General features: G+C 77.7%; 1 protein-coding gene. It reads right to left on the bottom strand.

The features are described 5' to 3' along the window. Window positions 1-390, bottom strand: a 390-nt coding sequence (locus tag AB8Z36_RS42230; RefSeq protein WP_369218588.1) for a hypothetical protein, incomplete at both ends; no start/stop codon positions are given.

Raw genomic sequence — 390 nt, forward strand, 5'->3', positions numbered from 1 at the left:
GACGACGCCGAGGGCGAAGCCGGTGGGCAGGCCGTCGGGGTGGGCCGGGTCGGCCAGCGGCAGCAGGCAGAGCACGCCGCTGATGCCCGGGGCGCCGTCGGCCGCCGCGCTCTCGACGGCGGCGCGCAGGGTCTCGGTGAGGTGGTCGCGGTCGAGGTGGGAGGCGTCCAGGACGAGGCGTTCGATGACGGCGCCGTGGCCGCGCAGCGCGTCGAGGACGTCGGTGGCCTCGTCACAACCGTCCTCGGCCGCCTTGGTGGTGACGGCGAGCCAGGTGCCGTCGAGGACCGGGGCGCCCTCGGTGCTCGCCGGGTGCCAGGCGACGCGGTAGCGGGCGGCGTCCAGGACGGCGCGTTCCTGGCGGGCGCGGCGCCAGGACGACAGGGACGG

It is taken from the genome of Streptomyces flavofungini, assembly GCF_041028215.1.
GTDB lineage: Bacteria > Actinomycetota > Actinomycetes > Streptomycetales > Streptomycetaceae > Streptomyces > Streptomyces flavofungini_B.